The sequence below is a fragment of the Methanoregula formicica SMSP genome (assembly GCF_000327485.1).
Lineage (GTDB): Archaea > Halobacteriota > Methanomicrobia > Methanomicrobiales > Methanospirillaceae > Methanoregula > Methanoregula formicica.
In genome coordinates this window covers 668,569-686,792 of record NC_019943.1, presented here as the reverse complement: position 1 = coordinate 686,792, position 18,224 = coordinate 668,569, and the positions used below count along the sequence as shown (strand labels likewise).

General features: G+C 57.3%; 16 protein-coding genes. 7 read left to right on the top strand and 9 right to left on the bottom strand.

The annotated features are described in order from the left end of the window. Positions 1-46: 46 nt before the first annotated feature. The 4 genes from METFOR_RS03505 to METFOR_RS03490 are packed head-to-tail and all read left to right on the top strand — an operon-like array spanning position 47 to position 4,430. A complete protein-coding gene (locus METFOR_RS03505) occupies positions 47-754 on the top strand; it encodes a dolichyl-phosphate beta-glucosyltransferase (RefSeq protein ID WP_015284721.1) in 708 nt (235 codons plus the stop codon). Beyond that, positions 751-2,568 (top strand): tetratricopeptide repeat protein, encoded by a 1,818-nt coding sequence (locus tag METFOR_RS03500; protein ID WP_015284720.1) that lies wholly within the window; start codon positions 751-753, stop codon positions 2,566-2,568. Before METFOR_RS03505 ends, METFOR_RS03500 begins: the two co-directional genes overlap by 4 nt. Continuing rightward, a complete protein-coding gene (gene brxD / locus METFOR_RS03495) occupies positions 2,549-3,850 on the top strand; it encodes a BREX system ATP-binding protein BrxD (protein WP_015284719.1) in 1,302 nt (433 codons plus the stop codon). Before METFOR_RS03500 ends, brxD begins: the two co-directional genes overlap by 20 nt. 55 nt (positions 3,851-3,905) lie before the next feature. Then, complete coding sequence (locus METFOR_RS03490) at positions 3,906-4,430, top strand: hypothetical protein (RefSeq protein WP_015284718.1); 525 nt, start codon at positions 3,906-3,908, stop codon at positions 4,428-4,430. A 540-nt stretch (positions 4,431-4,970) separates the two neighbouring features. On the opposite strand, the gene hisD is transcribed toward METFOR_RS03490, so the two are convergent. Continuing rightward, the gene (gene hisD, locus METFOR_RS03485; protein WP_015284717.1) at positions 4,971-6,215 is read right to left on the bottom strand and encodes a histidinol dehydrogenase; all 1,245 of its coding nucleotides are present in this window, start codon (positions 6,213-6,215) and stop codon (positions 4,971-4,973) included. Positions 6,216-6,429: 214 nt separating this feature from the next. Here hisD and METFOR_RS03480 point away from each other — a divergent pair, with 214 nt between their 5' ends. Then, entirely contained in the window at positions 6,430-7,485 is a 1,056-nt protein-coding gene (locus tag METFOR_RS03480) for a hypothetical protein (protein ID WP_015284716.1), read from the top strand. Here the strand turns inward: METFOR_RS03480 and METFOR_RS03475 are convergent. The 3 genes from METFOR_RS03475 to modA all read right to left on the bottom strand — a co-directional run bounded on the left by METFOR_RS03475 (position 7,471) and on the right by modA (position 10,037). Further along, positions 7,471-8,181: a sulfate/molybdate ABC transporter ATP-binding protein gene (locus METFOR_RS03475; RefSeq protein WP_015284715.1), complete on the bottom strand. Its 711-nt coding sequence runs from the start codon at positions 8,179-8,181 to the stop codon at positions 7,471-7,473. The two genes, METFOR_RS03480 and METFOR_RS03475, sit on opposite strands and share 15 nt — an antisense overlap. Continuing rightward, positions 8,174-8,995 (bottom strand): ABC transporter permease, encoded by an 822-nt coding sequence (locus tag METFOR_RS03470; RefSeq protein WP_015284714.1) that lies wholly within the window; start codon positions 8,993-8,995, stop codon positions 8,174-8,176. Before METFOR_RS03470 ends, METFOR_RS03475 begins: the two co-directional genes overlap by 8 nt. Before the next feature lie 70 nt (positions 8,996-9,065). Next, positions 9,066-10,037: a molybdate ABC transporter substrate-binding protein gene (gene modA, locus METFOR_RS03465; protein WP_015284713.1), complete on the bottom strand. Its 972-nt coding sequence runs from the start codon at positions 10,035-10,037 to the stop codon at positions 9,066-9,068. A gap of 575 nt (positions 10,038-10,612) precedes the next feature. Here modA and METFOR_RS03460 point away from each other — a divergent pair. Both METFOR_RS03460 and METFOR_RS03455 read left to right on the top strand, forming a co-directional pair. Next, positions 10,613-12,280: a hypothetical protein gene (locus METFOR_RS03460; RefSeq protein ID WP_015284712.1), complete on the top strand. Its 1,668-nt coding sequence runs from the start codon at positions 10,613-10,615 to the stop codon at positions 12,278-12,280. 95 nt (positions 12,281-12,375) lie between these two features. After that, positions 12,376-13,269 (top strand): 4Fe-4S dicluster domain-containing protein, encoded by an 894-nt coding sequence (locus METFOR_RS03455; protein WP_015284711.1) that lies wholly within the window; start codon positions 12,376-12,378, stop codon positions 13,267-13,269. Between the two features lie 116 nt (positions 13,270-13,385). Here the strand turns inward: METFOR_RS03455 and METFOR_RS03450 are convergent, their stop codons facing one another. The 5 genes from METFOR_RS03450 to METFOR_RS03430 are packed head-to-tail and all read right to left on the bottom strand — an operon-like array spanning position 13,386 to position 17,905. Continuing rightward, positions 13,386-14,186 (bottom strand): formylmethanofuran dehydrogenase subunit C, encoded by an 801-nt coding sequence (locus METFOR_RS03450; RefSeq protein WP_015284710.1) that lies wholly within the window; start codon positions 14,184-14,186, stop codon positions 13,386-13,388. A gap of 10 nt (positions 14,187-14,196) precedes the next feature. After that, positions 14,197-15,909, bottom strand: a complete 1,713-nt coding sequence (locus tag METFOR_RS03445; protein WP_015284709.1) for a formylmethanofuran dehydrogenase subunit A — start codon at positions 15,907-15,909, stop codon at positions 14,197-14,199. Position 15,910: 1 nt separating this feature from the next. Beyond that, positions 15,911-17,227: a formylmethanofuran dehydrogenase subunit B gene (locus METFOR_RS03440; protein WP_015284708.1), complete on the bottom strand. Its 1,317-nt coding sequence runs from the start codon at positions 17,225-17,227 to the stop codon at positions 15,911-15,913. Beyond that, the gene (locus METFOR_RS03435) at positions 17,224-17,631 is read right to left on the bottom strand and encodes a molybdopterin dinucleotide binding domain-containing protein (protein WP_015284707.1); all 408 of its coding nucleotides are present in this window, start codon (positions 17,629-17,631) and stop codon (positions 17,224-17,226) included. The genes METFOR_RS03440 and METFOR_RS03435 overlap by 4 nt, the downstream gene beginning before the upstream one ends. A 13-nt stretch (positions 17,632-17,644) precedes the next feature. Then, complete coding sequence (locus METFOR_RS03430; RefSeq protein ID WP_015284706.1) at positions 17,645-17,905, bottom strand: 4Fe-4S dicluster domain-containing protein; 261 nt, start codon at positions 17,903-17,905, stop codon at positions 17,645-17,647. Between the last annotated feature and the right edge of the window lie 319 nt (positions 17,906-18,224).

Genomic DNA, 18,224 nt, shown 5'->3' with positions numbered 1-18,224 from the left:
GAATACGCAGCCGGATACGGATCCCAGCCTGACAGATTGTAAAACCATGATTCCCGAACCAGCACCCCGCCATAGTCTCGTCATCCCTGCCTATAACGAAGAGGCCCGGATCACCCCGCTCCTTGAGAGCATCACGGAGTTTGATGGAGAACTCATCATTGTCTGCGATGGAACGGACCGGACCGCAGAGATTGTGAAAACAATCTCTGCCCGCCGCACAGACCTTATCATCCGCTGCCTTGAATTTGATCACCGGCTGGGAAAAGGAGGGGGGGTCCGGGCCGGTCTTGCTGTGGCACGGGCACCGCTGGTCGGGTATTTCGATGCGGACGGTTCGACCACCCTTGGCGAGATGCTCCGTCTCTTCTCGTCGCTGGACTCTGCAGACGGTGCAATCGGTTCCCGTTGGGTACCCGGATCCAACCTCACGGTCCGCCAGGGGTGGATGCGGAGGATGGAGAGCCGGGGATTCAACCTGATTATGAGAATCCTGTACGGGCTCCCGTACCACGACACCCAGTGTGGTGCCAAGGTCTTCAGGAAAACCGCGGTGGATGCCGTCCTGTCATCGATGGTCTCCAACGGATTCGAGTTCGATGTCGAACTTCTCTGGCGGCTTCGTTCTGCAGGATACACAATCATTGAAGTCCCCATTGAATGGCAGAACAAGGGCGACTCGCGGGTGAAGAAAAGGGACATGATCGGGATGCTCTCCGGCCTGCTCCGCGTCCGCCTGCACCGGGGCAGGGCATGACCTCACGGGATCCTAAAGAAACGACAAGGGAGGCGTTCCGGCTCTTTGAAGACGGCAGGTACCAGGATTCGCTTGCTGTCTGTAACCGGTTGCTGGAGGGGGCAAAGGACCCTTCCCTCGAAGTCCTTGCGGCAACGAATCTCTTCCATATCGGCCGGTACGAGGATGCCGAGGTCTTCTTCCGTGACCTGGCCGTCAGGATGCCGGACTCTTCGTATGTCCACAGTTACCTCGGAAAAGTGCTGGAAGCCCGGGGGGATGATGAGGCGACATCCGAACACGCTGCGGCGGTCCGGCTGGACCCGGCTAACCAGGATGCCCTGAGGAGTTATGCCGGGTATCTCCTCTCCCATAACGACTTCCGGGGAGCCCTGCCATTATTGCTCCATCTCACGAAACTGGCCGGAACAGAGAAAGATACCGGTAACCTGGTGCGGGCGCTCATCGGTTGCGGAAGGGGGGAGGAAGCGCTAGTAATACTCAAGGGGCAGGAGGGGAGCCGGTCATTCTTACCGGAATATGTCGAAGCACTCCTCCAGGTACAGGACTTTCGTGGCGCAGCAGGTTACGCACATTCTGCATGGGAGTCAACACGTGACCCGACCATGCTTCGGATCTATCTTGATGCGCTTGCCCGGTATGACACCGGCCGGGCGCTTGAAGCCTATGCTTCCGTTCTGAAGGATCAGCCGGATGGTCCCCTGTTCTTCGATTATGTCCATGCCCTCCATTTCGCGGGAAGGCCCCGGGATGCGCTCAAGGCTGTGCTCGACCTCCTCGCCCTCAGCCCGGGCGAACCGGAGTACCGCCTTGCCGAGTGCGACCTGCTCGGTGCTACCGGAGATACGGCGCGGGCACTGGAACGGTACGAGCGCCTTGTGCAGGACGAGCTGGCTGCCAAAACCGACATGATCAAGCTCGGGCGAATCATTGGCGGGTACCGGAGGTTCCTGACGAAAACCCTGTCCGCAGACGAAGCAGAGCGTCACCTCCTTGACACGGTATCTGGTGACCTGAACGTTGTGAGCCTGCTTGAGACCGCCCGATTCTACGAGGAGACCGGGAACCCTGCCATGGCCCGGTCCTGGTATTACCGGGCATACCGGGCGGACTTCCTTGCCGGGGGGCTGGACTATGCGTTGTTCCTTGCGGGAAACGGGGAAGAGCGCGAGTGCGAGAAGGTGATGATCTATATCCTTTCCAATGTCCGGAAAGGGTCCGATCTTGTGCGGGTGGCTGCCCTCATTGTCGAAGGGAGCGGCAGGATGCATACCATGAAGCGCTTAATGGATCAGTTGATCCGGAAGCTGGAGGGTCGGACAGGATCGCTCTCCACCGAAGGCAGGGAGATCCTCGCTAACGCGTTCTTCCATTCAGCGACGAATGCACTGGAAGCTGCGGATTACCCGGCCTGCAAGTACTTCTGCCTCCGGGGCATCGATGCCCTGCCGGCCCACCCGAAGACATTACCGATGGAAGACTATCTTGCCCTTCTTGTGCGCTGCAAGGAGTACGCCCTTGCCGATAGTCCTGTCCTGCCGGCGCACCAGCCAGCGGAGAAGCAGGGAGCCGCACCGGCCGGGAGCATGATTGTGGAACAACTCGGCCTTTCCGAGCAGGAGCAGAAGATCGTCTCGTTCCTCCGCCACCACCGGAAGGCAAGCGAGATGGAGCTCCGCACCCTCCTTGGGACGCGGAGGATTGCCGGGGTGGTGAACCGGCTGGTACAGAAGGCGGCATCGCAGGGCATCAGCCTGATTGCGAAGAAAGGGATGGGAGAGGACGGAGAGATCTATGAGTATTGCGGATCCTGAACGGATGGAGAAAAACCGGCTCGAAAGCATCAACATCATCAACGCGCTCCGGCGGGGTACCGTTCCGGCGGGAGGCCTTGAGCGGATCGCTGTCGGCCTTGAGGTGGAAGAGGGAGTTATCGGAAAGCAGCTGGACTATGTGGCCAGAGGCGGCGGCGACCTCAAGTTCATCCGCGGGGAGTACGGGAGCGGCAAGACGTTTCTTGTCGCACGGGCCCTCGAGATCGCCCGTTCCAAGGGATTTGTCACGTCCCACATCGTGATCTCTCCGGGAATCCCCCTGCACAAGCTCCGGGGAGTATACCAGCAGGTGTGCGCCAACCTCCGGACTACTGGCGAAGAACATGCCCTGAAGGCGATTATCGATACCTGGCTCTTCAACATCGAGGAGCGGATCCTCTCTGTCAGCGGGGAGGCTGAAAACGATGCTGCCCTCGAAGCCGCAACGGAACGGGAAATCGAGGCCGCCCTTGCAGGGATCTCCTCGCTGAACTCCGCGCTTGCTGCCACCCTGCGGACCTATTACCGGGCTGGAAATGCCGGTGACTTCACGCTCGCCCAGGCTGCGCTCGGGTGGATCTCCGCAGAGCCGAACATTGGCCGCGAACTGAAGGCAAAGGCCGGAGTAAAGGGCGACATCGATGATTCAGTCGCCTTCATCTTTCTCCAGGCGCTCGTCTCGATCATCCATGGCGCCGGGTACAGCGGTCTTGTGATTGCCATTGACGAGCTGGAGACCACCCAGGGACTCCAGCGGAATCAGCGCGAGAAAGCGTACCAGGTCCTTGTTCGGATCATCGATGCCGTTGACAAGGGGGAGATGCCCCGCTGTTTCTTCCTCTTCACCGGAACGCCGGCATTGTTTGACGGGTCACGCGGGATCCGCTCCCTTCCCCCGCTCTACGACCGTATCAGTGTTACCCAGAGTGACGATTTTAAAAATCCCCGGCAGCCGCAGATCCTTCTCTCAAAGTTCGACACCGCAAAGCTCGAACTTGTTGCGCTCCGGGTCGTGGACGTGTATGCACAGGCCTATTCAGAACCCGACCGGGAACGGATCTCCCACCGGTTCATCCGGGCGATGATCCGGAAGATTACCACCCGTTTCGGGGGCCGTGTCGACATCATCCCGCGGATCTTCCTGAAAGAGTTTGTCGATATCCTGGACAAGTGCGAGCTGTACGAGGACTATAATCCCCATGATGCCTATGATTTCGATGCCGGCCACCTCAAAGGGGAACTTAAAAAAGAGGAGGAGGCCGTCATGGTGGTCACCTTCTGACCGCACAGGTGCAGATCAACCTTTTTTTTAAGGTCCAACAGCACACGATCTTTCCATGAGAGGGGTATGCCTGCTGCTGTTCCTGACGGCAGTGATGCTCGTGGCAGTCCCGGCTGCCGCGGCAGTCACCCTCACCATCGATGCATCCCCAAAGACAGCCCATATCGGCGACACCATTGTCCTGAACGGGACTATCAACGGATCCGCAACCATCGCCGTATTCCTCTTCCTGACCGGAGACCACCTCGATACGCGGGGCGTTGCGCTCGATAACCTGAACATTCCTGCAGGACGGGGTATGTTCACCACGGCACCCGTGCAGCTTGCGGACAAGTCCTGGACCTACACCTGGGACACTTCTGCCATTATCGGCACGCTCGAACCCGGGAAGTATACCGTCTACGTCACCGACCGACCGATGGACCGTCTCAGGTTTACCAAACCCGAATATGCGACCGCGGAGATCGAGTTCCTCCCCCCAATGCGCCCGGTGGAGGAAACTCCGCTCGACCCGCCCCTGCCGGTTGCGGGGCTCATCTGCGCCGCATTTCTTCTGGCTGCCGTTGGCCGGAAGCAGTGATCGCTGAACAAAACCGCCCCAGCCCGTGTTTCTCCCGCATCTTTTTCTGCGGTATTACGGGGACATCGCCTCCGGGCCGGTCAACGGTATGCAACACCGATCATGATTCCCGACTTCCTTTATGAAGGAGGGGGTCGGACAAGGACATACTGCTTTTCAAACTGGCTTTCTTCATTTGCCGGAAGAACGTGGCTCGGCCGGGATCTTCCGTCTTAACCTGATGCAGGAAAGGGCCGTGCCTGCTGAAACGATCCCGTGTTCGTACGGGCTCCGGAACCAGATTGCCCCTGCCCGACCCCCCGTTTCAGGCAGGCAAAAACACCATAATTTCCTGTGGAATTTGCGATGTAAATTCCCCTAAAAATCTTCCATGAGAAGCCAAGGGGGGTCGGGCAGGGGTGCGTTGGTGCACGAGATAATCATCCCTCCGGATCAGGAGTATTTCCCGTCACGAAAGGTTGGAAAACGAGTCCCGGTACCAACTGGTCGGGAATCTCTGGGTTCTTAACGCGACAGAAAGAAAAGGAGGATTACAGGGAGTTACAATGCCCGCCGGACCTTTACGGACTGGGAGTGGGCATACAGCCCCTCGGCTTCGGCAATCGTCTCAACAATATCACCAATCGCTTCAAGCCCGTCGCGGTCGATGATCTCCACCGATGCCGTCTTGCAGAAGTGTGCAACATCCAGCCCCGAGTACATCTTCGAGTACCCTGCAGTGGGAAGGCAGTGGTTGGTGCCGACCGCATAGTCGCCACAGGCAACCGCCGAGTACCGGCCAACGAAGATGGCGCCGGCATTCTGTACTTTTGTCACTACCATGAGCGGATCGGCAACCTGGATGGAGAGATGCTCGGGTGCCACGACATCGGATGCCGCGATTGCCTCGTCGATATCCTTCACTACAGTATACCCGGAGTTCTTCAGGGCCTCGACAATGATCTCTTTCCGGGGAGCCTCGGCCACCATCTTCTCGATCTCCTTTCCGACCTTTGCCGGGAGGGTGGGATCCGTTGTGATGAGGATGCAGGCTGCGTTCGGGTCGTGCTCGGCCTGTGCAAGGACGTCTGCTGCAACAACTTTCGGGTGGGCCGTGCTGTCCGCGATGATCCCGATCTCACTCGGGCCTGCCGGGAAGTCGATCTCGGCATGTTCGCGGAGCATCATCTTTGCGAGGGTAACATAGATATTGCCGGGGCCGACAATCTTCTGGACCGGACGGATGGATTCCGTGCCAAGCGCCATGGCCGCAACTGCCTGCGCACCGCCCGCCTGGTAGATCTCGGTGACACCTGCAATGTCAAGCGCAACAAGGGTCAGGGGCTTGATGGGCGGTGGCGAGCAGGCACAGATCTCTTTTACCCCGGCAACCTTCGCCGGGACAGCGCACATCAGTGCAGACGACGGGTAGGCTGCCCTGCCGCCGGGCACGTAGAGGCCGACCCGGTTCAGGCCGGTAGACTTCATCCCGAGGACAACACCCGGCTCCATCTCCTCGAACCAGAGATCACGGGGCCGCTGGCGTTCGTGGAAGCGTTCGATCCGGGCGTGGGCTTCGATCAGGGCCTCGACAACCTGTGCATCAACTTCGTCGTATGCGGATTCCCGCTCCTCATCGGTAACCGCAACATGCTCCAGCGTGCAGTATTTCTTTGCCAGGTCAATGAGTGCGGCATCCCCCTCGTTTTTCACCCGCCCGATGATCCCGGTGACGGTCCCGCGTGCATCCTCAAGGCTCGTCTTCCGTGCTGCGAGCCATGCATCGATCCCGACTGCCTTCCACATAGTGCCAATATCTTCAGCAGGAAAGGTTGTTAAGGTTTCTGCTCATGGGAGAAACGCTGGAATGCCGGGTGCCGTAAGCGCCCGAAACGATTCCTTGTTGTCCCGGCAGGGTATCACAGACACGGGACATCGTGCGAAAGCGCACCTGTGGCCTCCGGTAACAACAAGGGCTATTGCCCTTCAGAACGCACATGAGTGATAGGAACGTGGGATTATGGGAAGCCCTTACCTGAACGGCAATGAAGCAATCATCCTGTCAACGCATAACGTGGTTATCAACACGACACCGGCAGAGGCGATCCTGACCAGCCAGCGCCTTATCCTTGTTGATGCCCGCCACTCGCGGCTGCGGCCGCAGGACATTCCCTTTGCATCAGTAGAGACAGTAACCATTGGAGAGAATACCTCGATGGACCCGGTCCTCTCCCTTTCCATTGTGCTTCCGGATGAGACACGCCACACCCTCGGTATCGTCTTCCCGCAGGCTCCCCGGCAGAAACGGACCAGTGAACGGGATGAATGGGCTGCAAAGATCCGGGAGATGAGCCTTGGTGAACAGAAGGAGGGCGGAGTGAAACCTGCTGAACTCGTGCCTCCCTGGGTTGCCGGTGAACTTCCCGAGGAAGAAGGGGGGATGGGAGAGGGAACAGGAACGGAAGCAGGAGGGCATGTCAATCCCCCTCTTGCACCACGGAAACCCCGGGCAAAGGCTTCCTCCGGCAACCGCCGCATCTTCCTTGCAGCCGGGATCGTGCTGGTCCTTGTAATCACCCTTGTTGCAGCAGTCACGTTCCTTGCACCCACATTTACCGGCAATCTTCCAAAAACTCCCGTGACACCAGTTCCCACAGAAGTGATACCATCAGTCACGCCTTCACGTGCTGCCACAGAGCAGCCGACAACTGTGGCAACACAAGAGCCAGCGGAGACACCGGAAACCACACCCGTTGTGACGGCAACTGCGGTTCCCGAAGCAACGCAGGCTCCTGCTCCCCAGCTCTCGGGGGTCTGGGTCAGAATCCAGTACTATGGGAAATACACAGCCGCGTATGGCACCTCAGGCCGTATAAGGGAGGTATCCGCAAGCGGGGAACAATACTACCAGATCCCGGCAAAAGACCAGATTGTCGATGCAGTTGTCCAGAAACTGGATGCATCTGGTGATCTTCTTGTGGTGTCCATCTATGAAGACGGGGTCATGGTCAAAGGCAGCTCAACCACAAAGCCCTACGGGACCGTCGAGATCCATGCGGACTTACGGCCTTCCTGACGGGCACCGGCACACGGAACAGTCAGCGGGCATATCCTGCGGACGCCCTTCCCATTCCTTTTTCCCGGAAGCGATCACGAGGACCCGGTCCCCGATCTCGTGACAGTCGGCCACGCGGTGAGTGACGATGATGCAGGGGATATGCATGCGGTCGACGAATGTTTTTATCAGCTGTTTGACAGTATGGGTGCTTTCAAGATCCAGAGAAGAAAAAGGCTCATCCATCATCAGGAGCGTTGGCCGGATCGCGATCGCCCGGGCAAGGGCAACCCGTTGTTTCTGGCCGCCGGACAGGCGGGAGGCTGTGACCCCGGAAAGGTCACCAAGGCCCATGGTCTGAATAAGATTCCTGACCTGTTCTTCGATCTCCTGTGAGCTTGCGTTGTGTGCCCGGAGCCCGTATGCAATATTCTCTCTGACCGACAAGTGGGGAAAGACCGCCGTGTTCTGGAAGACATACCCGATCCTGCGGTCCTCAATCGGGACAGAGATATTCCGGCGCGGTTCACAGAAGGTTGTACCGTTCAGGCGGATGCAACCGGCGTCCGGTTCAAGGAGCCCGGCAAGGATATTGAGGGTCGTGGATTTTCCCGAACCATTGCTTCCCATCAGGACAAGGATCCCGCCGGGGCGGACCGAAAATGAGAGATCAAGCTCAAAGTCCCTCAGTTTTTTCCGGATTGCTGCATCAAGCATGCGGCACCTCGGTTTTTGTGAGGATTCTCACCGCAATCATAATGAGGAAGGAGATGATAACGAGCAGGATGGATATGGTCAGCCCGAGATTGAAATTGCTCTCCATTCCCACATAGACCGCAAGGGGCATGGTCTGGGTGACCCCCGGGAGGTTCCCAGCAAACATGATGGTAGCACCAAACTCGCCAAGGGCCCGGCCAAAGGTCATGACCGCTCCGGAGACAAGTCCTCCTGCCGTCAGCGGGAGGGTGATGGTCAGGAATGTACGCAGGGGGGAAGCCCCGAGGGTCCGGGCGGTGTGCTCATAACTCCTGTCGAACTGCTCGAAGAGGGATTTTGCCTGCCTGAGATAGAAGGGCGAGGCAACGAAGATCTGGGCCATGATGACGGCAAGCGTGGTGAAGGCGATCGGGATCCCCAGCATCCTGAAGTACTGGCCGAGAAGCCCCATCCTCCCGTAGAGCACGAGGAGGGCAAACCCTGCCACCGCCGGGGGAAGGACAAGAGGGAGATCGATGAGCGTGTCCACCAGTACTTTTCCCGGGTAGGCGGAGCGGGAGTGCACATACGCAAAGGGGGTGCCGACAAGGATGACGACCAGGAGTGAGATCGCCGATGTTGTGAGGCTCAGCCAGAGCGCGCTGATCACAAGAGGATCGGAAAGCGATGCCCAGAACAGCTCGGGAGTTGTACGGAAGAAGAGCGCGGCGATTGGCAGTGCCAGGTAAAGTGTGACTGAAAGGACCAGGACAATAGCTCCGGTGTACAGGAAGAGACGACGGTATTTTTCCGGGATGAGGGATGGTGGTTTCATGGAGCCGGACCTGATCCGAATGGGTGTTCAACAATACAGGTAAACTCCCGGATATAATAAATAAAAAGGATTAGAGGGGCCTGAAGCCATAGTCCTCAAGGATCTGCTGGCCATCCGCTGAGAGCATGAAAGTCTCGAAATCGGCTGCTGCCCCCTTGCTCGTGGAGTCTTTCATAACACCGATTGTGTAGGTCTGGAGGTAATTGATCGCTTTCGGGACCGAAATGGCTACGAACTTGTCCTTGCCGGCGATGTACGTAGACTCGTACACGAACCCTGCATCTACTTCACCAAGCTCAACCTTGCCCGCAACAGCAGGTTCGGAGGTCTCATATGTCACAATGTTGCCATATACGGAGCTGTTCCATTCCTTGCCATAGTTGGCAGACTTCGCCAGGTTTGCAATCACAGACGTTGTTGCGGTCCCGACCGGGACGCTCTTATCGGCAACGGCAATCTTCACTCCCTTTTTGGCAAGATCGGAGAGCGATCTGATGTTTGCCGGATTGTCCTTGGGCAGGATCACAATCACGTAGTTGGACGTGAGCGGCTTTACCGTGCCGGAGACAAAGTAGCCGCCTTTTGTCAGTTCATTGGTGTAGGAATTGCTGGCCGAGATGAAGACATCGCAGTAGGCGCCATTCTGGACCTGGGTCTTGAGGGCCTGGGTTCCTGCCAGGTTGAAAACCACCTTGTGTCCAGGGTACATTTTCTCAAAGCCCTCAGCAAGCTTCGGTGACACACCGGAAAGTGACGCTGCGGTGTAGGCAACAACATTTCCTTCAGAATACGTGTAGACCGGTTTGGGGGTGCTGGTGGGTTTCACAGCTTCCTTGGTTGCGGCAGGAGCTGCCGTGGTCACGACAAGCGTGGGTGCAGCAGTCTCCAGAGCGGCCGGTGTCGACACCGGTGCTGCGGTTGCAGACGGTGTGGCAGGAGCCGTTGAAGTGGACGTGCAACCGGCGATCAATGCCGTTACAAGCAGCAGGTTGATGACGATACCGATGATCATGAGGGTTCGTGTCGATGATTTCTGTTGCATAAGAATCGTTCCTCTGCACGGATGTGTAGGTTGGAATAGGGTAAAACTATTTTCTTTTATTACTGAAATAAGTAAATTGATACAAATTAATAGTGCGGGACTCATAATTTCTCTCGCGAAACCGTATCGTTCGCTGACGGACAGGCGTATCATTTTCCGGCAGTTGCCTCGTTATGCAATCCTATATCATAGTCCCCCTCCGTAAAGTAAATTAATAATATTAAACATATCAATAAAGTTAAACAAAAAATATTATAAGTTACCAGTGTCAATACCTATGTGTCCCTTTGGATACACGCACCAACCGGACGCATGCACACACAACAGGATTTACCCACATACCTCTGGTTTATGGGCCGGATGCCGGGAGCAGCACATCTACGATTTGCCACGGCTTGATCCCGGGCAGGGAACCCGGTCCACACCTCACCTGTTTTTCCTTTCCGGTCCTGCAAGACGGCGGCAGGGTCTCTGGATCCCCTTATGATTCTTATCAAGCCAAGGACGCTCGGTTCAGCGGCCGGCTAAAAAGCATATCTTCCCGTACAACAAAGATGAGATGATACTGAGGTATCATGAGCGTCCCGTACCTGAACCGCGGCGAATCCATTGTCCTGACAACCCACCGCGTGAGCACCGGCTCTGTCCTGTACGACGCAATGCTGACAAACCAGCGCCTCATCCTCATGGACAGCCGGTACGACCGGCTTGAGCCGGAGATGATACCATTTTCCGACATCGTGACCGTCAAAGGCGGCAAGGCTGCCACCGGTGAACCGGCCGTCATCCTCACGCTGAAAGAAACGAGCACGTTCAGCAATTCGGCGCAGGTGAGTCTCATCTTCACCCAGAACCTCGGCGAGAAGCGGCGTCATGAGCGCGAACTCTGGGTGAAGAGGCTCATTGAGCTGGTCATCAGGGCACGCGAACAGGAGGCACAGAGCACCGTTGTGCCGGTGGCAAAAAAGAACGGTCTCCAGCCATCAGTGAGGCGCTGGGAAGCTCCCGAGCCCGTCCGCCCACGGTCATCCGTAGCTGAACCCGCGCCACCGATTGCCGAGCCCGTGATCATCACCGAGCAGGAGCCTGATTCGCTGGAGTTCTTCCTTGAGGAAAAAACTCAAAAGAGCGGGATGGTAGAACCTGCAACGGAAATGCGTGAGGAGACACTCCCGTCAATCCCGGCGCGGGAGAAAGAGACCCCCCGCACAGAGGCCGAACACATTGCTGAAGAACAAGACGCAGAGGAGTCGTCCAGCCAGAAACTGCTTCCGGAACCGGAAATACCCCCGGTTCAGGAAGCGGTTCCCCGGGACCCGTTTGCCGGGATTCACATCCCTCCGCCACGGACTGAGCCGGTTGAAACACCGCAATCACCCCCGGCACAAAAAGCATTTGTCGCGGAGTACCGCTCGCAGGAGCCGTTTAAAAACATCGTCCAGGCTGCCACGGAATCCCTCAAAGCGATCCAGAATACACCGGATTTGCTGCCTGTGGACGAACCGATCGTGAAAACAACCTCGGCCCTTCCCGATCCTGCCCTGAAACCCGCCCCGGATGCTCCTCCTGCCCGGCAGACCCCGGGCGAGAAGCGCGAACTTCCGGGGACCTACACGCCAAAAGTCGCGGTCCCAGCCCACCCCAATTCTCCAAAGAATCGAGTGCCAGCACAGGACGGCTCCGCCAAGTGGCCCAGGAGAAAATCAACTCCCGTCCGGAAGTCTTCCCTCATTGCTGCGGCCCTTGCCATTATTGCCATTATCGCAATCCTTGCCGTGGCAGCGTTTGCCGTGAACTCCCTCTACGGCTCACCGTACAGAGACACGGTCATCACGATAACGCCCTCCGCCGGAACGGCACCCGTTCAGGGGCAGGCCCCGGCAGATATTCAGCCTGCCGGCGTTTATGTCCGGGTTATCTGTCCCGGCGACTTTGCCGGTTCAATCGGGAATCCTGGGCTCCTGCGCCAGGTCTCCGGCAGGGGGGACCAGAACTTCTCCATCCTGATGACAAAGAGCATTGTCCAGGCAACAATCCGCAAACTAGACACCTCGCCCGAGCCGCTTACCGTCGAGATCTACAACAACAGCACCCTGCTTGCCAAGAGGACGGTCACTGCTCCGCTGGGGGAAGTGGGCCTGCTCATCGATACCACGACTGCTGCTGCACCGGGTATGCGTGCTGAACTCACACCGGCCAGTGATAAACACCTGCTGGGAAACGGGTCGCTGATCTATTACTGATTTCCTAAGCGCCAAGGCAAAAGGGGGTACAGGAGGCCCCAATTCCCCTGCCACAACCCCACTCTTAATTATCTCCCTCTCCCAGAGTACTGACGATGCAGCGCGATATCGGTATCCACATGAAAGGCGGGGTCATCACCGAGCGGAATCCAGACCTCTCGACCATCCGGATTCGGGCTCCGGCCGGCATCCTCTCTGTCGAACAATTGCGGGGAATTGCCAAGATAGCAAAGACCTATGGCAGCGGAGAGGTCCATTGCACCACCCGGCAGACTATCGAAATTCCGCATGTCGATCCGAAACATCTCAAAAAAATGGCCCTTGCCCTAGAAAAGAACGGGACACCGGTCGGTTCAGAGCGGGACGAGATTGTGAATATCATCTCCTGTCCCGGCACTGAGCGGTGCAAATTTGCCAATATCGATACCATCAGCCTCACACAGAAGATCGATGCAAAACTCTTTGGCAAGGTGATGCCGGTCAAGATGCGCATTGCCCTCTCCGGCTGCCCGAACGCCTGCACCAGCCCGATGCTGAACGAGATCGGCGTGATCGGCCGTGTCAGGCCCGTCCGGACAAAGGAACGGATTTGTACCGGCTGTGGCAGCTGTGTCTTCTACTGCAAGGAGGGCGCAATCAGGATCAAGAACGGCATCTCGGTGCTGGACGAGAACAAGTGCGTGGAATGCGGTGTCTGCGTCCAGTCCTGTTCCTTTGATCTCGTCAAGGCAGAAGACCGGCACTTCCTGATTACCGTCGGGGGTCGCCGCGGTAGGCACCCGAAAGTCGGTCGTAAGCTGCTTACGGTAAAAACCGAAGAGCAGGTGCTCTTTGTGATCGAGAAGATTGTGGACTGGGTCTACCGTCGGGCCTGGAGCGGGCGGCTCCTCTCAGAGCAGCTGGACGATCTCCATTTCGAGAAGTTCAGGGAAGAGATCCTCAGGCAGGTACCGGAAGCCCGGAGCGCAGAGGATGCCGGAAAACCGTGACGTGATCCACAGCTTTCCGGGTTAACAAACAGGAGAAGAATCCATGGTTGGATTCTCTCTTCTGTTTTTCCTGTTTTTATGAATGTGTGTGTTGTGTGCAGGGAAAAAAGGGAAGATTAGATCTTCTTGTACAGGTTCCCGTACACGACGACGCCTTTCTTCTTCTTGTGGCGCTCGCCCATGTCGCCGATAAAGTGGGCGAACTTTGCCTTGGTGCCGTCGACTTCGAGCTCGACTTCGCCATTCGGCTTGAATCCGGGCATCATGACATCGATATTGCCGAAAACTATAATGGTGCCCTCAACCATCTGGCCGCCGAGCTTGCTTGCTGCATTGCCCTTGATGGTGACCTTACCGCCCTCGGCATGGGTCATAATGTGGACATCGCAGTTGCCGTTGATGGTGATTTCCCCACCGAGCATGTACATACCGGTGTCGGACCCTGCATTGCCCTTGACAAGGATCTTGCCACCGGACATGCCTCTCCAGTCGCCGCGATATGCAGCGCCAAGGTAGTTGCCGGCATTACCTTCGATGACCATTTCGCCGCCCTTCATGGCAGTTGCAGCGAATGCACCCACATCGCCCTTAGCGGTGAGATTTCCGCCCTTCATCCAGGCACCGACATACTGGTCGGCCGGGCCCTCGATGACTACCTCACCGGCAGTCATCTTGAAGCCGATATACTTGACTTTCTTCGCGTCGCCTTTGACAACGATCTTCGTGTCGGCTGCAGTTGCCCCGGCATTGCCGCTGACCTCGAAGTATTTGCCAAGAGTTGAGGGGACGTTCCCCTCAAAAACCGGGAGCTCTGCGATCTGGGCCGCACTCTTGCCGGCGAATGCATCGGGAGAGATGGTGTCTGCCTCAAGATACAGTGCAGGCGCATTTTTCATAGTAATGGTAACGGTTTCCATCTTCTTCCACCTACACTTGTGTTGCATCAACCTCGATTGCATACGGGTTCGGGACAAAGTGGTGCCCGAGCGCTTCGTAGTTGGCCTGCGTCATGCTGTAATACTTGACGAACTTCTCGTTGATGTCGCGGGCAACCTGCGGGTTCTCCTTTGCCTTGACGTTGACCCAGAGGGTCCGCTTGTTGCCATTGCTGACAATCTCGCCATTGTTGACAACCTGGACGCCGCTCTTGAAGAACGCGGCGCAGCGGGAAAAGGCCTTCTCGATGTCGTCGGGGTTTGCCACCGGCTTGTCGGGGTTGATGTTGTAGATGGCAACATCGGCGTCCATGCCGGGCTTTAAGCCTCCGCACATGGCGGCAAGGCCGAGGGACTTTGCAGGCCCGGCACGGGTCATCTGGGCGAGCTCGTAGAGCGAGATCTCGCGGTCGAGCGTGCCGATGGCAGTCTGGGAGAGAACCTTGTCCTTGTGCTTGAAGGACTCGATCTGCTGCTTCCGCGCCTTCTCGGACATCAGCCACTTGTACACGCGGGGGTACCGGGTGAACGGGCCGGCGTTCGGGTGGTCGGTGGTGATGTAGCAGCGCATCGGGTCCTTCATCATGAGGGCGATCTCAAGCCCGATTGCCCACTGGATGGCACAGACAGAGATTGACGGGCTGTAGATGTACGGGACAACACCGGCTGCCGTCTCGAGCTCAACATCGACATTTGCCCACTTGAGGTGGTTGAGGCCGGTGAGGTGGTGCTCGAACGGGCCATCGGCAGTCATCGTGGTGGTCTCGTCAAGGGTGACGTTACCGGTATCGATGGTGATGTTCTTGTTCTTGTTGACGTAGTCGGTGACTTCCTTGGCCTTGGACTCAAAGTCGCCCCAGTTGGTGCCACCGTAAGAGTGGAACTGGGTGTGGGTGAGGTGCAGGACCTGCTCACGGCCGAACTTGTTCTTTGCCTTGATGCCCTCGGCGAGCTTCATGGTGTCGAGAGTTGTCTCGTAGCAGCCGGGGTTCCCGAGGTTGTTCGGGTGGATGTGCATCGAGTGGGGGAGGCCTAAGTACTCATTTGCCTCGATAAGCCCCTTGATGATCTCTGCCGGGGTGATGTCGAAGTACGGGACGGGATCGTTGACCGTGAGACAGTTCAGGCCCCAGCCCCAGGCTTCCGTGCCGCCGGGGTTGACGACCTTGAGTGCGTATCCCTTGGTGACATTGAGGAGCCAGGCACAGTATGCCGCAGTGTTCTCGATCTCGTGGTTCTTGAGGTATTCGAGGACGAACCAGTTGTTCCCGAAGACCGGGAATGCACCCTCGTCGATGATTGGGGTGTCGCGAATCTCCTCGTGCACGTGGCGGGAGAAGAGCGGGGGCATCGCAGCCTCCATGGCTACGGCAAATCCCATCTTTGCGTATTCGTACCCGGTCTTGAACGTGGTCGGGATCGAGGCGCCGCCGCCCATCCGCTCCATGCCCTTTGTCGGGGTGCAGCTGAAGAGCTTGTCCTCGGGCCGGTAGATGCGGCCGAGGTTGACCTTGGGGCCGGCAACGTGGGCGTGGATCTCCACGGCGCCTGCCATGACGGTCTTGTCCTTTGCATCGATCACTTTTGCAGAGGAACCGACCTTGTCAACGATCTTCCCGTCCTTGATGCAGATGTCCTTCTTGTCGCCCTTGATGCCCTGGACGGGGTCAAAGACATGGCCGTTCCTGATGATGTATTCCGACATGTTATGCTACCCCCTTCAGCTTCTTTAACCGGTCACAGACCATGGTGAGGAACTCAAGGTCCGTCTTCATGCCCTCGGGCGGCTCGACAACCTTGCGGCAGTCGATCGGGACATTGTCCATGCGGTAGCAGTTCCCGCCGGTCTCGACACCGTTGAAGGCAACGGGTACGTGGAGCTTGGAGACACCGGAGGTCGGGGTCATGTGGGGATCGATACAGACCGAGTCGACCTTTGCTATCTGCTTCACGGCGCTGATCGGGAAGTGTGCACCCGGGTCGCTGCCGATGGTGAACATGGCATCGACTTCCCCGCGGAGCAGGAGGTCGATCGAACTCGAGTCGCCGGGGTTGTAGCGGGCAAAGCCTCGGGTGAGGTCAACGGAGTACGGGAACCCGAACTGCCAGGCAAAGACTTCTCCGGAGCCGGTAACATTGTAGTGGCCCCGCATCGGCATGATCGAATATTTCGTGTACTCGTTGAGGTCCTTTGTGAGCGCGATCGCCGCATCAATGTTGTGGTTTTTGGAGAGTGACTGGGTAACACCCATACCGAAGAAGATGATACCGAACCGGCCGCTCTTTAAGATGTCTGCAACCTCGCGGATCTTCTCTGCGGGAATGCCTGCCACTACATCCGGGAGCCACTCGCCTTTGAGGGCAACACGGAGGGCGTCAAGAAGCTCATAGTCGCGACCCTGTTCGATCTGCAGGTGGACATCGGCCATCTTGGCGGTGTCAGTGCAGCGGGGGTCGACGACAACAAGCTTCCTGCTCATCTGTCCCTTGCCGGTGAAGAAACCACGGGGGAAGATGGAGTACCGGGACATGTGCCGGGGGTGGGCGTGTGCCGGGTTGCAGCCCCAGAAGATGACACGGTCAGCACGGTTCTTGACTTCCCCAAGAGTACAGCTCGGGAGACCGATATCCTGAACGGCAATGAGGGTGGTCCCGTGGCAGACAGCTGCGGTGTTGTCACAGCAGGCCTTTGCGATCTCGGCGATCTCGTTACCTACGCTCTGGGCCTCGCAGTTGGTGGAGGACCAGCCGTACATCAGGGGCTTCTTGGCCTTTGCAAGGAGCTTTGCGGTATAATCCGCGGCCTCTTCATAGGAGATCTCCTTCCAGCTGCCGTCTTCCTGGCGAAGCCGGGGTTTCGTGACCCGGTCGGAGGACTGGGAGTGGAGGAACTTCTCGGTGCCGATAACGCAGGCGTTTGCCACTTCGAGGAGCTTCTTGCCGTCATCGGATACGGTGACTTCGACATCATCGCAGAGGGTCCCGCAGAACGGGCAGATTACATCAGTGATAACTTTCGTCATCCTACTTTCACCCCGCACTGTCTCTGGACGAGTTCTATTCCTAAAAGGACGGGCTCGTTGATCGCAACTTCAACCTTTGCGGGCGTACCCTTGAAGGTGGGCATCCCGGTGGAGTAGGTGTTGTTGCTGACAACGGAGTTTGCCCAGGGGCCCATCGGGATGAATGCAACGCCCGGGTGGGGGCCCTGCGTGGCCTCGATGGCCTTGACAATAACACTCCCATAATCGGTCGTGACCTTTACGTTGGTGTTCTTCCAGGCACCGAGTTTCTTCAGGTCTGATTGGTCCATTTCGATGATGCCGCAGGCGGTGCGGTATGAGGGCTTCTCCTTGCCGCTCTCGATTGCAACGCCCTGCTGGATGGTCCTGCCGGAGATCAGGTTAACGCTGATTGAGTTTGCCATGGTATTCCTCGCTTCAGGCCTCTGAAGGGATTCGTGCTCCCTTTCCGGAGAGGCGGATGACATCGTACGGGCAGGCGTTCACGCAGACGCCGCAGCCAGCACAGAGCTCGGCCTTGACATCGAGGTGGATCGACTTACCGTTCTTCACGGCATAGATCTTCTCCTTGGTTGCCGGGTCCACGGTGTATAGCTCGAGGGCATCAACCGGGCATGCGATGACACAGTTGCCACAACCGGTGCACCGCTCCATGTTTACATGTACAGAAAACGCCATGCGTATCACACACACTGTCGTCGTAAAATTATGATTTCCCGGCTAGTTAGTTAAAGGTTTCCAAATGAACATTCATACAACTTCATTAAATAAGGTTTACAAAAAAAAATTTCATTCTTAAGTAATTAACTTATGACGGAAAATTTTCTGGATGACCCCCCCACTTTCCAAATGAAGGAGTGGTTATTCCTGTTCATTCCGGTACCTGTGCCGGAAAAAAGTTAATCATTTTCATTAAATAACGAGAGAGCCCTGCTGGAAATATCTCGTTTTGAAGGGCCGATCGACTAGTAATTGTTCACAGCAGGCCGGATTCCCC

What these genes read in the sequence shown, in the direction of transcription:
- METFOR_RS03470 (WP_015284714.1), bottom strand. Translation starts at nt 8,995, where the DNA reads ATGAAACCACCATCCCTCATCCCGGAAAAATACCGTCGTCTCTTCCTG.
- METFOR_RS03460 (WP_015284712.1), top strand. Translation starts at nt 10,613, where the DNA reads ATGAGCGTCCCGTACCTGAACCGCGGCGAATCCATTGTCCTGACAACC.
- METFOR_RS03475 (WP_015284715.1), bottom strand. Translation starts at nt 8,181, where the DNA reads ATGCTTGATGCAGCAATCCGGAAAAAACTGAGGGACTTTGAGCTTGAT.
- METFOR_RS03430 (WP_015284706.1), bottom strand. Translation starts at nt 17,905, where the DNA reads ATGGCGTTTTCTGTACATGTAAACATGGAGCGGTGCACCGGTTGTGGC.
- modA (WP_015284713.1), bottom strand. Translation starts at nt 10,037, where the DNA reads ATGCAACAGAAATCATCGACACGAACCCTCATGATCATCGGTATCGTC.
- METFOR_RS03445 (WP_015284709.1), bottom strand. Translation starts at nt 15,909, where the DNA reads ATGTCGGAATACATCATCAGGAACGGCCATGTCTTTGACCCCGTCCAG.
- METFOR_RS03440 (WP_015284708.1), bottom strand. Translation starts at nt 17,227, where the DNA reads ATGACGAAAGTTATCACTGATGTAATCTGCCCGTTCTGCGGGACCCTC.
- METFOR_RS03500 (WP_015284720.1), top strand. Translation starts at nt 751, where the DNA reads ATGACCTCACGGGATCCTAAAGAAACGACAAGGGAGGCGTTCCGGCTC.
- brxD (WP_015284719.1), top strand. Translation starts at nt 2,549, where the DNA reads ATGAGTATTGCGGATCCTGAACGGATGGAGAAAAACCGGCTCGAAAGC.
- METFOR_RS03505 (WP_015284721.1), top strand. Translation starts at nt 47, where the DNA reads ATGATTCCCGAACCAGCACCCCGCCATAGTCTCGTCATCCCTGCCTAT.
- METFOR_RS03480 (WP_015284716.1), top strand. Translation starts at nt 6,430, where the DNA reads ATGGGAAGCCCTTACCTGAACGGCAATGAAGCAATCATCCTGTCAACG.
- METFOR_RS03435 (WP_015284707.1), bottom strand. Translation starts at nt 17,631, where the DNA reads ATGGCAAACTCAATCAGCGTTAACCTGATCTCCGGCAGGACCATCCAG.
- METFOR_RS03455 (WP_015284711.1), top strand. Translation starts at nt 12,376, where the DNA reads ATGCAGCGCGATATCGGTATCCACATGAAAGGCGGGGTCATCACCGAG.
- METFOR_RS03450 (WP_015284710.1), bottom strand. Translation starts at nt 14,186, where the DNA reads ATGGAAACCGTTACCATTACTATGAAAAATGCGCCTGCACTGTATCTT.
- METFOR_RS03490 (WP_015284718.1), top strand. Translation starts at nt 3,906, where the DNA reads ATGAGAGGGGTATGCCTGCTGCTGTTCCTGACGGCAGTGATGCTCGTG.
- hisD (WP_015284717.1), bottom strand. Translation starts at nt 6,215, where the DNA reads ATGTGGAAGGCAGTCGGGATCGATGCATGGCTCGCAGCACGGAAGACG.